This window comes from Aetokthonos hydrillicola CCALA 1050 (genome assembly GCF_017591665.1).
GTDB lineage: Bacteria > Cyanobacteriota > Cyanobacteriia > Cyanobacteriales > Nostocaceae > Aetokthonos > Aetokthonos hydrillicola.
On the sequence record NZ_JAAKGC010000012.1, the window covers coordinates 1 to 14,165 of the forward strand.

General features: G+C 39.4%; 12 protein-coding genes. 2 read left to right on the top strand and 10 right to left on the bottom strand.

The window, feature by feature from the left end; all coding sequences use genetic code 11:
* A partial coding sequence (gene guaD, locus G4P69_RS08250; protein ID WP_208349335.1) for a guanine deaminase occupies positions 1–1,063 on the top strand: 1,063 nt, incomplete at its 5' end.
* 203 nt (positions 1,064–1,266) lie between these two features.
* Here the strand turns inward: guaD and G4P69_RS39070 are convergent.
* The 6 genes from G4P69_RS39070 to G4P69_RS08280 all read right to left on the bottom strand — a co-directional run bounded on the left by G4P69_RS39070 (position 1,267) and on the right by G4P69_RS08280 (position 8,588).
* Positions 1,267–2,007, bottom strand: coding sequence for a hypothetical protein (locus G4P69_RS39070; protein WP_243902222.1), 741 nt, complete (start codon positions 2,005–2,007; stop codon positions 1,267–1,269).
* A 128-nt stretch (positions 2,008–2,135) separates the two neighbouring features.
* A complete protein-coding gene (locus G4P69_RS08260; protein WP_208349337.1) occupies positions 2,136–2,711 on the bottom strand; it encodes an IS607 family transposase in 576 nt (191 codons plus the stop codon).
* A 103-nt stretch (positions 2,712–2,814) separates the two neighbouring features.
* Positions 2,815–4,560 (bottom strand): methyl-accepting chemotaxis protein, encoded by a 1,746-nt coding sequence (locus G4P69_RS08265; protein ID WP_208349339.1) that lies wholly within the window; start codon positions 4,558–4,560, stop codon positions 2,815–2,817.
* A 521-nt stretch (positions 4,561–5,081) separates the two neighbouring features.
* Positions 5,082–6,707 (bottom strand): methyl-accepting chemotaxis protein, encoded by a 1,626-nt coding sequence (locus tag G4P69_RS08270; RefSeq protein ID WP_208340090.1) that lies wholly within the window; start codon positions 6,705–6,707, stop codon positions 5,082–5,084.
* Between the two features lie 220 nt (positions 6,708–6,927).
* Positions 6,928–8,139 (bottom strand): CheR family methyltransferase, encoded by a 1,212-nt coding sequence (locus G4P69_RS08275; RefSeq protein WP_208340089.1) that lies wholly within the window; start codon positions 8,137–8,139, stop codon positions 6,928–6,930.
* Positions 8,136–8,588, bottom strand: a complete 453-nt coding sequence (locus tag G4P69_RS08280; RefSeq protein WP_243902914.1) for a chemotaxis protein CheW — start codon at positions 8,586–8,588, stop codon at positions 8,136–8,138. Before G4P69_RS08280 ends, G4P69_RS08275 begins: the two co-directional genes overlap by 4 nt.
* A gap of 342 nt (positions 8,589–8,930) precedes the next feature.
* Between G4P69_RS08280 and G4P69_RS08285 the strand changes: the two genes are divergently transcribed.
* Positions 8,931–10,271 carry a hypothetical protein gene (locus G4P69_RS08285; protein ID WP_208340087.1) on the top strand — a complete coding sequence of 447 codons (1,341 nt, stop codon included), beginning with the start codon at positions 8,931–8,933 and terminating at the stop codon, positions 10,269–10,271.
* Between the two features lie 182 nt (positions 10,272–10,453).
* Here G4P69_RS08285 and G4P69_RS08290 read toward each other — a convergent pair whose 3' ends face one another.
* From G4P69_RS08290 to G4P69_RS08305, 4 genes are all read right to left on the bottom strand, one after another.
* Entirely contained in the window at positions 10,454–10,693 is a 240-nt protein-coding gene (locus G4P69_RS08290) for a bestrophin family ion channel (protein WP_208340086.1), read from the bottom strand.
* Between the two features lie 70 nt (positions 10,694–10,763).
* Positions 10,764–10,907, bottom strand: coding sequence for a hypothetical protein (locus G4P69_RS40420; RefSeq protein WP_390691848.1), 144 nt, complete (start codon positions 10,905–10,907; stop codon positions 10,764–10,766).
* The gene (locus tag G4P69_RS39075; RefSeq protein WP_243902220.1) at positions 10,865–11,935 is read right to left on the bottom strand and encodes an FAD-binding oxidoreductase; all 1,071 of its coding nucleotides are present in this window, start codon (positions 11,933–11,935) and stop codon (positions 10,865–10,867) included. The genes G4P69_RS40420 and G4P69_RS39075 overlap by 43 nt, the downstream gene beginning before the upstream one ends.
* A 169-nt stretch (positions 11,936–12,104) precedes the next feature.
* Positions 12,105–14,153 (bottom strand): methyl-accepting chemotaxis protein, encoded by a 2,049-nt coding sequence (locus G4P69_RS08305; protein WP_208340085.1) that lies wholly within the window; start codon positions 14,151–14,153, stop codon positions 12,105–12,107.
* Positions 14,154–14,165: the final 12 nt, after the last annotated feature.

Genomic DNA, 14,165 nt, shown 5'->3' on the forward strand with positions numbered 1-14,165 from the left:
CTATGGGGAACAACTGTTAAGCTGGTTGAATAAATACACGTTTCCCATAGAGCGAAAGTTTAAAGATAAGTCCTATGCCGATCGCATTGCATCATTTTTCCTAGATGAACTGCTCAAGAATGGAACCACGACAGCACTGGTTTTTGCCGCCGTTTTTCCTGAGTCTGTAGATGCTCTTTTCGAAGCAGCCAACCGTCGTAATCTTCGTATAATTGCAGGCAAAGTGATGATGAATCGCAATGCACCTGACTATCTGCTGGATACGGCTGTATCTTCCTATGAGGATACAAAGCGACTCATCAAGAAATGGCATAAGAATAACCGTTTATTATACGCTGTGACTCCCCGTTTTGCTGTTACATCTACTGATGAACAACTAGATCTAGCAAAAAAACTCTTAGATGAATTTCCTGATGTATATCTCCATACTCATTTATCAGAAAATAAAGACGAAGTTGCATTGGCATTAGAGTTATTTCCTGGGAATCAGGACTATCTGAATATTTATGAAAGGTTTGGATTGGTAGGAAAAAGATCTATTTTCGCTCATTGTATTTATCTTTCTGGATCTGAATTTGAGCGTTTGTCAAAGGCGGATTCTTCAATTGCTTTTTGCCCCACGTCTAATCTATTTCTAGGTAGTGGGCTTTTTAACTTGGCTCAAGCCAAATCAACTCAAACACCGGTTAAAGTCGGTTTGGGAACGGATATAGGTGGTGGAACTAGTTTTTCTATGTTGCAAACGATAAACGAAGCTTATAAGGTAGCGCAACTACAACAACAAAACTTATCTTCATTTAAGGCGTTATTTTTGGCTACGCTAGGTGGCGCGATCGCACTCTCCCTACAAGATAAAATTGGTAACTTTGATGTTGGTAAAGAAGCAGATTTTACAGTTTTAGATCCCAATGCTACCCCGCTAATGGCATTACGTAACAACGCCCAGACGCCCAGCACTCTCGATGAAATTGCCGATCAAGCCTTTGTACTTATGACTTTAGCTGATGATCGAGCAGTTCGTGCTACTCACATCATGGGAGAAATTGCTTACGCACGAGTTTGAAGTAAGGATTGGGGGGTAGCTCAGATCTTGCACCTTTAAATATAAATACTGAATTAACGCCACAAAAGTATCAAAGATTGAACTATAAAACATTCGTTTCCATTCCTCTTATAGAGGAATTTAGCTCTTAGACAGGGATTTATAATCCCTGGCTGATTTAAATGCAGTCACACTAGTTTAACACCTAAAGCGAAGCAAATTAGTTAAGTTGAAAGTAACCGAATCCCCTCTAGTTTTTGTAGTTTGGCGTCAAAGGTAACGGTTTCATTACATCCTGCTTGTTGATTTATCTTAGTCATTAAGAAATCGGAAAAATCTGTTTTATGTGTTTTCATCTGCTGTACTGCCCACCAAGCGGCTTCCCTATTTTCAAAATCAAATGCATCCGCTCTAAGTATTTTCTCTAAAACGTCAACTAACCACTGTGATTCATAGATTATTTCTACTACAAAGCAGCCCACTTTAGGTATTATTCTAACTTCACAAATATCTTCAAATTTCATCCCTGGTTTTACAGGAATTCTAATAGGAGACATAGAAGGAACCACAAAACCTTTATTAAACTCTTTTTTACCAATAGCCTGATTATTAAACTTTATTAAATTATGCTTTTTAGTAATAAAGCTTGGTATTTTAGGCTTGCCAGTAAATTTTGACTTGTCCTGGTTGTAAGCTTCTAAGGCTAAATAGTAAGAATTCCATGCATCCACATTTTGTTTTAAAACTAATTGAGCTACCTTTGCTGGTAATTTTTTATAATTCTCGTTATCTTTAAAGCCTTTGTCTAATTGTGACAAATTAAGTGGCTTATAACCATAAAAATAACCCTGTCTTTGATTATATTGAATAGTGTTGTAAAGACATCTAGAGAGCGATGTTATTTCTGCACAATAACTATACCACTCATGCGATTTTTTCATTACATGTTTTTCAACACTCTTCATTTTTTAAAGCCTCGATAATTTTTTCAGTCTTACGTTTCGACCTACGTTGACCATATAATCTAGCAGCAAAACTGGTAATAATTCCTATTAGCTCTTGCATTAACTCGTCTCGACCATTATCAGTCTGATTAACAATTTCTAGTTTGACATTCAGTCGTTTCAAAAGAATAGAGATACAACCAGTTCCAAACAAGCGCTAATCTATCTTTATGTTCAACCAACAAAACATCATAATCATCCGACTCTAGTAAGCTATTTAGTTTTTTTCTATTATCATTCAGACCACTTCCTATTTCTTTGACAATTTTGATAATCGTATAACCTTTAGCTACTGAGTACTGTGTTAGTCTATCGGCTTGTCTATCAAGGTTTGATTTATTTTCTGAAGAAGAAACACGGGCATATATAGCAACTTTAATAGAGTTATTGTTTTCTGTAATACTTTGAGGAGTAAAGTCAACTAGGACTGTGCCTGACAGTGATTGTTTTGCAGGATGAGGGAATTTACCTGCTTTCCACCAACGCCAAGCAGTTTTATAACTTACTCCAATATGTTCCGCGTACTGTGATAATTTCATATTCACAGTATAACAATACTTGTCTATTCTTGGGAATATTTGTCTATATTCATAACAAAAGTTTATCATACCAATACGAGCGAAATCAATAGAAATAATTGCTTTTGAAAAGCCGAAACTCAACAAAAGTTACTTTTTTATAAGAAAAATGGAGAAGTACGAAATTTTTGTGCAAATTTCGTATTTTAGGCAAGAAAGGATCACGGAGAGTAAAAAGATGTATCCGGATCTATCTCTGCACCTTAAATTGAGAAATAATTGAGCGTAGTCCTTGCGCAGCATCATCGAGTTGCTCAACAGCGCGGTTAGTTTCTTTGAGGGATTGTAGAGTTTGCTGTGAACCTTCACTTAGTTGCGCGATCGCGCCACTGATTTGCTGTGCGCCCTCAAATTGCTGCTCCATGATGTGACCGACTTCTTCAAACCGTGGTGTCAAACTCTGCACTTGCTCAATCACTAAAGCAATTTGCCCACTGATCGTATTTACCTTTTCTACAGCGACACTCACCTCTTGATTAAATTTATCCATTTGCATCACACCAGCAGAAACAGAAGATTGCATTTCTTTAACCATCTGCTCAATTTCTAAGGTAGCAACTGCTGTTTGATCTGCTAGTCGTCGGATTTCTCTGGCTACCACAGCGAACCCTGCTCCATATTCTCCTGCTTTTTCCGCTTCAATTGCAGCGTTCAGCGAAAGCAAATTCGTTTGATCTGCCACCTTGGTAATGGTGGTGACTATAGTGTTAATATTATTGGCTTTTTCATTCATTATCCCAAGTGTAGAAGCAATAGAAGTTGTGGCTACAGCCAAAGAACGCATGGCGCTTGCCATTTGCATCAAATCTGATTGACTATTATTAGCTGCTAATGCAGTTGCTTGCGCTTTCTCGCTAATGTTGTCCATAGTCTTAACAAGCTGACCAGAAGTTGCAGCAATTTCGCCAGAGGTTGCACTAACTTCGTTGGTAGAAGCTGTTTGCTCTACGAGGGTCGCTTCTAACTGCTTTCCAGATGCAGCAATTTTGGTGGTGGAACTAGTGATTTGAATCCCAACTTTATTAGTCTGTAAAATTAACGAGTTTAGGTTTTTCTTCATTTTGTAGAATGCATCCTGCAATTTACCGATTTCGTCGTTGCTCTCAGCAGGTTGCACAAGACCGGTGAGATCCCCTTGAGCAATTTGTTCAGCAACAGTCACCACACGGTTAATTTTCGCTCCCATAGGTTTGGCGATTGTATTACTGAAGTAAAATCCAAAAATAATTGCTGTTAAGGGACCAATAGTCATGCCTACAAGTACCCAAAAATTTGTTTTGCTGATATTTTGATTTGCATTTGTTGCTTCGCGCTCTTCTAGTTTCTCGTTGTATTGTAAAAGGTTGACGAGTGCTGTTTCTGATTTATTGTAGGCAGGGCGTTCAGTAGATTGTAAATAATCAGATATCTTTTTTCGTGGTAGACCAGCAGCTTTTGCTTGTGTAGATTCTGGTGTATTGGCTTTGTTCTGAGTCGGTAAGTCAATTTGGACGGGTTTAGGGTCATTAATCTTCAGTTGTGTAAATTCTTCTATTAGCCTGATAACTTCGTTAATACTGTTTTGCCATGTTTGTAAAGCAGGTAATAAAGCTTGGTATAGTGTTTCTTCTTCAGACTCCCTCGAAAGTTTTTTATAATCTTCAAACCTTGCATCTAGAAGTTTCATATTTGCTTTCAACTTTTCTAATTCTTGGAGCTTAAGATCTGCGGGGTAGTCAGGAGAAAGCTGCACTCTCAATTCACTTTGAATTGCAGTCTGTGCAAGACGCATTTTTGATAAATTAACAATACTAGGAAAAGCATTGTTAGTAATTGTATCAAGATTTTGACTTAAGCTGTTGCTACCTATCCAGCCAATGATAGCTACAACTAATACTATTAGACCAAGAAAAATAAATCCGGAGAAAAGGCGTGCTTGCAAGCTAAAGTTTTTCATCAAATCAATTCCTTATTGAAAGAGGCAGTAGGGAATATTAATTTTTCATCCTTGGCTATGATAGCTGTTTCATGGGGACTACTTTCTTCAAGAAGGAGGCTATAACCGAGGCTATTAAGGTATTCAAACCCCTACCAATCTTCCAGAATAAGGGAAAACAGTGGGTGCTACAAGCTGGCAAAGCCAGACGCCAGTTGCCTACGTCGGTAAACCCGTCTGCAGAACTGGCTCCCCTGATCCCTTTCATTTGCTTTGACTGTTAAAACATCCTCTTAAATTGAGAAATAATCGAGCGTAGTCCTTGTGCAGCATAATCCAATTGCTCAACTGCGCGTTTAGTTTTTTTAAGGGATTCTAGGGTTTGCTGTGAACCTTACAGGAACCCTATCAGTAATGATCTTTCGACTGGGAGGGGAATGGCTAGCACTTCTTTTTGAATTCAAAATTCAAAATTCAAAATTCAAAATTAATAAGAAATAAAAATTTTGATTTTTGAATTGTTTTGACACAACCGTGTGTCACTAGCTGTGCACCTTAAATTGAGAAATAATTGAGCGTAGTCCTTGCGCAGCATCATCGAGTTGCTCAACAGCGCGGTTAGTTTCTTTGAGGGATTCTAGGTTTTGCTGTGAACCTTGGCTTAGTTGTGCGATCGCGCCACTGATTTGCTGTGCACCCTCAAATTGCTGCTCCATGATGTGACTCACCTCTTCAAAACGTGGTGTTAAACTCTGCACTTGCTCAATCACCAAGGCGATTTGTCCGCTGATTTGATTTACCTGCTCTACAGCGCGACTCACCTCTTGATTGAATTTATCCATTTGCATCACACCAGCAGAAACAGAAGATTGCATCTCTTTAACCATCTGCTCAATTTCTAAAGTTGCGACTGCTGTTTGATCTGCTAAACGTCTAATTTCTCTAGCGACAACAGCAAACCCTGCTCCATATTCTCCTGCTTTTTCCGCTTCAATTGCAGCGTTCAATGAAAGTAAATTGGTCTGATCCGCCACTTTAGTAATGGTGGTGACGACAGTGTTAATATTATTGGCTTTTTCATTCATCACCCCAAGAGTAGATGCAATAGTAGTTGTAGCAGCAGCCAGATGACGCATCGCAGTTGCCATTACCATTAGGTCTGATTGACTATTATTAGCTGCCAAAGCAGTTTCTTGAGCTTTATTAGTAATATTATCCATAGTCTTTACCAGTTGCCCAGATGTTGCAGCAATTTCCCCAGAAGTAGCACTAACTTGGTTGGTAGAAGCAGTTTGCTCTACAAGGGTGGCTTCTAGCTGCTTACCGGATGCTGCTATATGAGTTGCAGAACTAGTGATTTGGATCCCAGACTTTTGCGCCTGAGATATCAATGTATTCAAGCTTTTCGTCATATTATGAAAGGCTTTCAGTATTTGACCAAGCTCCGTTTGATCTTGAGTCACTTCAATCGTCCCGATTAAATTACCATCTGCAATTTGTTCGGCTGATGCAACAACTTGGGGTAGCTGTCGTTTGAGAGGTAAACTAATTCTTAGACCAATAATGATTGTGGTAAGAACTGCTAATATAGTGCTCAACCAAATTATCGTGAACATGTACGAACGTGCTTGATCAAGTTGCTGCTTACGCCGATTGATCGCAGCTTCGACCGAATCGTTGAATTGCCGTCGCTTAACGTCAATATTTTGTGCTTCGTTGTTACTAAGTTGTGGAGTGACTTGTGCTAAGTTGTTAGCATCAATTAGGCGGAAAATTTCTAGATAGTTGCTATGTAATTGATTTCCCTCTGCAATAAAATTATTCGCTTGTGTCAACAGAGAGTTTGTCAACTGTTCGTCTTCAGGAATAGCAACAGCCTCTCTTAGTTGTTGAGCATTTTTATTGAAAGATTCGTAGGCACTATCAAAGGAACGTTTAAACGTTTGGTCTTTGGGTAGAACTGCGTAACCAAGGACAATTCGTAACATTTTAGAAATGTCGTAAGACAATTGCTCTAATTGTGTGTTAGTAGCTTGAAGTTTCAAAACCTGGTTGTCTAAATTCGTCACCTGGTTAACTGTTGAGATGATAACCAAACCCTGAATAATTAAGAAAGCTAACGGCACTGAATATCCGACAAGAAAGCGATTACCAATTTTATTCAACATCTGCGTATTTTTTTGCTTAAATATATTGATTAGGCAAATAATATCATGTCCGTCTAAAAAGTTATGATATTTAACCTGCACTCTTTCTCTCGCAAGCGGGTGTGTGAGGGCTTATATAAATGGTTCGTTTTGTTCCGTAGAATGTACATCCAGTATATCTTTAAGCATAAATACTTATCATGGCTTTAAGTTACAGTTTTTCATGCAATAGATTTCCTTTCTATTTATTAAGCCTTTGAATCCTTCGTTGCAGGGCGGCTGCACCAGCGCGATCGCCATTATATTCTTTCAGAAGAGACAAATGAATCAGCGCCTCGTAGTAATTTGGTTCAAGATAAATTGCTTTTTGGAAATACAGCTCTGCTTGCTTATGATCCCTTTTTGCCTGATACACTTCGCCTAATAATAAGTAAGCTTGAGCATCAGTAGTGTGGTGTTCTAAATAACTTTTGCATAGGGTTGCAGCTTCATCTAACCGCCCTTCATCTGCCAAGTTTCTGACTGTCTCAAGATCGGGAATTGTAACAACTGATGTTGCTGGAACTGTTATATCAAGTTTCCCAGGAAATGTGGTCTCAGGTTTTTGAAGTGCCTCTTTTGCTTTTGCCACAGGTAACTTATCCGTTACAGTCGTTACCTTATCTGCTACCTTTCGGTACGCAAAACTAAACGGATAGCGAACTGATACAAATCGATTGTTTGGTATACTGCTAGCCTCAGCAGAACCCATAAACAATACACCTTTGGGTGTTAATAAGCGCTCTAAAATATTAATAACCTGGGAAGCTGTAGAAGAATCAAAGTAAATTAATAAGTTACGACAGAAAATGATATCATATTTTTTATTTGCTAAAAACAAAGGCTCTAAGATATTACCATGAATAAAATTCACTGTATTACGTACCAATTTGGATAACTGATAACTCTCTGCTGTTAACTGAAAATAGCGTTCCCTCTCTACTAGATCTTGACCGCGAAAAGAATTCTTGTTGTAAACAGCTTTTTGAGCTTTTTCTAGCGCTTTTTTGCTAATATCAACAGCGTCTATACGAAATTTTTCCGGGGTTATACCTGCATTGAGCAGAACCATGGAAATTGAATAAGGCTCTTCTCCAGAAGAACAGGGAACACTCAACACGCGTAGAATGTTATCGTTTTGGTTAGGTAACCACTCAGATTTAACGTAATGTTCAAGAAAGGTGAACGGTTTGTGATCGCGAAAAAACCAAGTTTCTGGGACAACCACAAGTTCAATCAGTTCTTCCAGTTCTTGGTTTGATGTTTGCAATCGTTGCAGATACGAGCGTAAATCAGCTAAACCACAGGCTAACCTCCGCTTTTCTATAGCTAGCGAAATTTTCTGAGAACCAATCACACCTACCTCCAGACCAATTTTATCCTTTAGCAGTGCTTCTATTTTTGCCTGTATCATGAATATTCCCCTGCTAATAGGTACTTGTGTTGTGAATCTGATAGCAAATTCTCTAACCGGATAAGTTGGATCATCCGTCTGTCATCCATAATGATTCCTCCTAAATAGGAAGTTTCATCTAATTGGGCTTCTATATTCATGAGTTCCGTATTTGGTTTATTTAAAGTTTCTGTGACTCGTTCCCCCATTAAGCCAAGGTAGCGCTTAGTTTTATCTTTACCTATGTAGTTGACCATTATAATCCGTGTACTCAAGTACGAACGACTAGGATTGCCTTGAATTAGATGGCACAGATCGATAACAGGCACGATCATACCCCGGTAGTTGAACGACCCTACAACATAGTCAGGAACATGGTGAACCTTTCTGAGAAGGACTCTAGGGATAATTTCAGTAACTTGAGAACTATCAAGAGCATAAAGATCATCCCCAACATAGAAGAGTAACATTAACATTTGTTTAATGATACGTATTATTTATTATGTGCTACTAAGAAATCTTAGCCTAAAAATCAAAGGAAGTAACGCAAACCATACTTTATGGTATAATGTCTTGCAGATTACTTAAGCGAGAGATTGTCCAGTAATAGAAGAACTATCTCCAAACTTAAGAATGGTAAACTTATGCCATTGTTGAATTTCACCATTTTTACAGTAAATTTTTGCCTACTATTAAGGCTTGATTATTGATTGACCATTGTGGATTCACGCTACCAGTGAGAGAAAATCAGATAATTTCTGTGCTTCTAATCGCCTATAAAATGTACTCACAAAAAAAATGAGAAATACGCTATGACAAAACCAGAAGACCAAACTAAAGATGCATACAAACGCATTGTGGAATCTGCTAGTCGCTTAAAAGTTCAACTCAATGAGCAAGAATTGGAACGTTGGATGAAGGCGATCACTGAGGCAACAGGTGACGAAGATATTGTCGTGGATAAAGAAACAGGTGTTTTTGGCCATAAAGTCACCATGTTGGATTTCGATCCGCAAGAGGTGGCACGATTTCGTGCCATTGGCAAAATAGTAGAATTTGACGACATTCCTGGTGTTGTAGAAACTGCGCTGGCGCTGTCTGGATCAGCGGCTCAATCCAAGATTCAAAGCTATCCTGGTGATTGTGACTACTTTGAGCGGGTGAATATCATTGCACCTACCCGTGCTGAAGCCTGCCAGATTCTTTCCCAACTGATGCGAGAGAAGTCACTCAAGGCTTTGTCTGGTCCCAATTACCAACTAATTGAGGTGAAGTTTGGTAGTTACCCCCAACAAGTGATTAGGGGGGAACACACTCTACGGGCTGGTTCACCAATTACCTGGCTACCCAATGACATTGTTGCAGGTCAAATCGAGGCGACAGATATGCTTGGCAATCCCGTGGTCATCACCTGGGATTCGGTAGCACACGACCCCGGTTGGTGCAAGCTGGACTGGCTGATCGCTGATACGATACGCGGTCAGTTGTGCAATGCAGGTAACATGTTAGACGTCACCTGGGAAGCACCAGATGGTACGATCACTCCACTGGATGGCTATCTCGACGGCTACTTCCAAGAAGTTTACCTGGATGCTGAGTCAGTCCCAATCTTTTCCAAGCTAGTCAAGCACGTCTCCACTGATGTCATGGATGATTATGTGGCGCGATTAGAAAATGAAGTCAAAAAATGTCTCAAAACCGATGATCTTAACTACGGAAAAGCAGCCAAGCGCATGTACAACATCTTCCGACTGAACGGGCGCTATGAAGAAGCAGCCTTTCTGCGTGAGTTGTTCGATGAACCTGCGTCGCTACTGTATCAAGTCCATGCACTCGTGAGAACTGTTCAAGAAGCTAGGGACAAAGCGACTGTTTTTGATATTGAGAACATTCTTGATCAGACCGATGAACTGATCATTGCGGTCGTCAAGGTTTTGGAAGGGGAAGAGGAATTGGAGATCGTGCGTTATCTGCTGCGCATATACCGCATTCTGTGTCGTCAGGAACCAGGTACTCGCCTCAGTTCTGAAGTGGATGTAGCCCAAGCAGAGGTGATGAAAATTGTCAACAATTTCTTCTATGAAAAGATGACAGGATTACCTACTATTAAGGCTTATCTTGAGGCTGCTCAGGGGTTAAGAGCCGGGAAATAAATTTCCCGGATCAAAGCTCAAACCCATTTTATTGGGTTAAAAGATTACCCAGTGAGCTTTTAGCTTAATGCGAGCTAAAGCGCCCGAACTTTAGTTCAGGGCGAATTTTCAGGCAAAACCTACGCAGTATTGAGATCCTTTGGCTCTTTTCAACTAGCCAAAGGATCTGATTGAAAGTCGAATCAATCTCCCCTTTTAGGAGTGGTAGCAATATCTAGGTTTGCTTGAGAAGCAATTAATTCTTCTATATTGCTTAATAATCTCTTACAAAGTTTGTCAAGGGGAATATCGTTAGGATCACATCCGAATGGATCTTCAATTTCTAAACCGATACTCAAAAGTACTTGATTTTTGATATCACGAATAACAGATATTTTAAAATTGAGAGCTAACTTAAACCAATTATTGCGTTCAAAATTCATATAAATTATTTTCTTAAGAAGGGTGTGGAGTGTAGGGTATTCCCTACACCCTAGTTTTGTTGAAACCTATTTACGCTTGATGATGAAATGGGCATTTACCCGTAGATGGTTCTTTTTCCCAAGGATTTGGCGTATAGAAATAATTGGGCTTGAGTAGGCGATTTTCAAACTCTAAGGGGTAGACTGGTACGGTTGAAGCCGATAGTGGTGGAATAAGCCAGCGCCAGTCACCATAAACCTGGCGATCGCAGGAGTTATGCCAATTCCCCCCGCAAAAAATATAACGGAGTTTTCATCTTCTAAAACAAACTCACCTCTTGGTTGAGAAATACGTAACAAAGCTTCTGAATCAGCGCGATCGCACAGCCAACGGGAAAATAGTCCTAATTCTTCTCGTTTAACTGTGACTTCGTATTGCTCGGTTTGATCAGCAAGCGAACTTAAAGTATAAGCACGAGTCACCCAAGAACCATCCACCCGTCCTTGCACTAGTATATGCTGTCCAGGTTTCGAGGCAACGACTTCTTCGTAAACAGGGCGGAATTGGAAGCGCATCATTCCTCGCCCCAAATCTTCTTTGTTCACGAGTTCAGCTATAGCAAGATTTGCTGAACCTAGCATTTCTTCAACTAAAGGCTGACAACTACCGCAGATCATCGTTACTTGTGTTTGTTCGATAATTCCCTCTATAGACTGACATTCATCTTGGCTATACCCTAAATCTAAGAGGTAGGGAAGCAACTCTTGAGCGTCAATTTGCCCACTTTGATCCAAGTCGATCACGTCAAATCGCAAGCGAGCAAATTGTTGAGCCGACAGAGATTGGCGCAGTATTGCGGATAGTTCTGACACGATATCTGCACCACTCAACTGAGTGGAACCTGTCAGGATTTCTGGAGGATCATTGTTTATCTCGCCGTGTAGCCATTTGGATAATCCTTGGGCGATCGCATCTGGCTCTAGCCAAGGTAAGGCAATACTACCAATGGGTAAGGACAAAGTACGACGAAACCTCAATTCCTTTTTGTGCATTAACAGGTGGGAAAATAAAGGTGCGTGGCGTAAGATTAGAGTTTCTATATTCAACCCGCGTATGAGACTTTCCGCTTCAGCCAAGCGATCGCCAACTTGTCCGTTTGGACAAGCAGGTGCAACCCAAGCTAGACGTCTAATACCCTTGTTTTGAGCTATCTTGATCCAAGATCGAGTGAGCGACACCACATCAGATAAGTCTGTTGGCATGATGAAAATTACTGCTGCCTCAGCACCGTCAAAATCCTCTGGTAAAATGTTTTGAGAAATTAAATTTGGATTGAACCACTCTCCACTAACTAGGCTTGTTGAAGCAGCGATCGTTGGAAAACGAGAGATTCTAGCAATAATAATGCTTCTTCAAAATTGAAAATTTGCTTTATTTTTTTGAAGTGCTAATATGAAATCTAGATACCGAATCATTTAAGCTGAGCGAGGCTTCGTTAAGTTGCTCGATAGCAGCATACGTTTTCCGTAACGAGTTTTTTATTTGTAACATTCCTTGATTCAAATATATCATTGAATCACTTATTTTTTTTGTATTTTTAGATTGATGCTGCATTCCAATACTCACACTTTCAAAATTTGGTAATAAAGCTTGTACCTGATCAATAATTTTTGTGAAATCTGCACTGATTTTATTAATTTGCCTAACCTCTTCGCGAACTTTTACCATGAATTGTTCTACTTCTTCCACTCCAAATGAAACCGCTAGCTGGGTATCATCAACTATCTGTTTAATTTCTAAAGCAGCTACAGCAGTTTGGTCAGCAAGTCGTCTAATCTCTCTAGAAACAACAGAAAAACCAGTTCCATACTCGCCCGCTTTCTCTGATTCAATTGCGGCATTCAGAGAAAGAATATTAATTTGCTCTGCTAACTTTGCCATTGTAGTAACAACAAATGTAATTTTTTCTCCTCTCTCCTTAATAGTTTGCAACCTGTTATAAATATTGTTTGAAGCAGTTTCCATATTTTGCATGTTATCTTCCATGTGAACTAGCTCTGATTGACCTCTACTAGCAAATTCAGCGGTTTCCTCTGACATGCAAGTGACTTCAGACATTTTTTGCACCAGGTTTTCGATGAGTTGTGAAATTTCCTTGATAGATAAAAACGAATTATCAGTCGATTCCGTCTGGTTCATTATAACTACTTCTTGTTGGTTTGCCATCGTTAACAACTCTGTAGCTGACGAAGAAACTTTAATTCCAGATTCTTGAGTGTTTTTAATCAAAGAACTTAAATCTTGAACCATGTATCTAACAGCAAGCAACAATTCTCCAATTTCATCCTTAGAATCAACGAAGATATTCGGTGTCAAATTGCCACGAGCAATATCTTTAGTAATAGCAACAACCTGAATAAGGCGCTCTGAGATTTCACGCGATACTTTGAAAACAAAAAAGCTAGAAATTACTAGAGCAGTCAGGCTTAACAAAAGGTAAATTAACCGCGTGTTCTCGTAATATTGAATACGTCGCTCAATTATCTTATCTAGTTCTTTTCGTGCAACTGTCCATAGTTCCGAACCTTTACGAAGTACTTCATCCCCTAACTGAAAAAAATCCTGCTTGAGAATATCTCCTTTATCTGTTCTAGCAAGTTGTATTAACCTTTCGCTAAACTTTGTAACAGCAGTTTTGTAAAGGCTTTCACCCGGTGGAATATTCATTTGTAAAGAGGGAACTATACCAAAAAAATTCTTATTTTCTCGTATAGAAGTTGCAATTCCTTGGACGATCCTGTCCAAATCTGCTTGTTGCAGTGATAATGCATAAACTTCTAGTTTGACTCTTTGTTCATTTGTTAATCGCGGCTGTGAGGTTAAGCTTTCAGCAAACAGCAAAGCTTCTCCGACTCGTTGTTGAGCTTCTGGGATCGCTGCAAGAACAACATCCATCAAATAATACGAGTCTAGAACTGGATCTAAAATTGAATTTGAGGTATCACCGACTCTGCTAATCAGTCCACGTACATGTTGTATTAAATCATTATAGTGCTGCTCTAAGTTTTCTTGAGAGATTGTCTGGTTGTTGCGTAATGTCTGCCATTCGGCTGCAAGTTTTGCTGGTATTAACTGCTCCATTCCTGCCGATCGCAAACCCGACAGGGTGATTTTTAGAACTTCCCCCAAAGCTTTGGTTTCTTTTTCAAGATTCTCAAAATTCTTGTCAATGCTCTGGGCTGTAGCTTCTAACTCATTGAAAACTGAGAGATCGCCTCTACGCGCTACTTTTCCGAGTCTTTGGTGCTGTGGAACCAAGACTAACAGATGGGTTAAAGGTTCTAAAAATCTATTGCCAAAAATTTCTAAACGACCGACATTAATATTGTCGGTAATGCCTGAAACTGTAAAATACAACAGCATCAATATCGGTACAGAAAAGGAAAGAATGCTCAGCCTAAGTTTTTGTGATATTTTCAACGATCTTGGACA

Excerpts from the sequence above, each read along its gene's own strand:
- G4P69_RS08275 (WP_208340089.1), bottom strand. The coding sequence starts at position 8,139 with ATGATACAGGCAAAAATAGAAGCACTGCTAAAGGATAAAATTGGTCTG.
- G4P69_RS39070 (WP_243902222.1), bottom strand. The coding sequence starts at position 2,007 with ATGAAGAGTGTTGAAAAACATGTAATGAAAAAATCGCATGAGTGGTAT.
- G4P69_RS08285 (WP_208340087.1), top strand. The coding sequence starts at position 8,931 with ATGACAAAACCAGAAGACCAAACTAAAGATGCATACAAACGCATTGTG.
- G4P69_RS08280 (WP_243902914.1), bottom strand. The coding sequence starts at position 8,588 with ATGTTACTCTTCTATGTTGGGGATGATCTTTATGCTCTTGATAGTTCT.
- G4P69_RS08270 (WP_208340090.1), bottom strand. The coding sequence starts at position 6,707 with ATGTTGAATAAAATTGGTAATCGCTTTCTTGTCGGATATTCAGTGCCG.
- G4P69_RS08265 (WP_208349339.1), bottom strand. The coding sequence starts at position 4,560 with ATGAAAAACTTTAGCTTGCAAGCACGCCTTTTCTCCGGATTTATTTTT.
- G4P69_RS39075 (WP_243902220.1), bottom strand. The coding sequence starts at position 11,935 with ATGCCAACAGACTTATCTGATGTGGTGTCGCTCACTCGATCTTGGATC.
- G4P69_RS08290 (WP_208340086.1), bottom strand. The coding sequence starts at position 10,693 with ATGAATTTTGAACGCAATAATTGGTTTAAGTTAGCTCTCAATTTTAAA.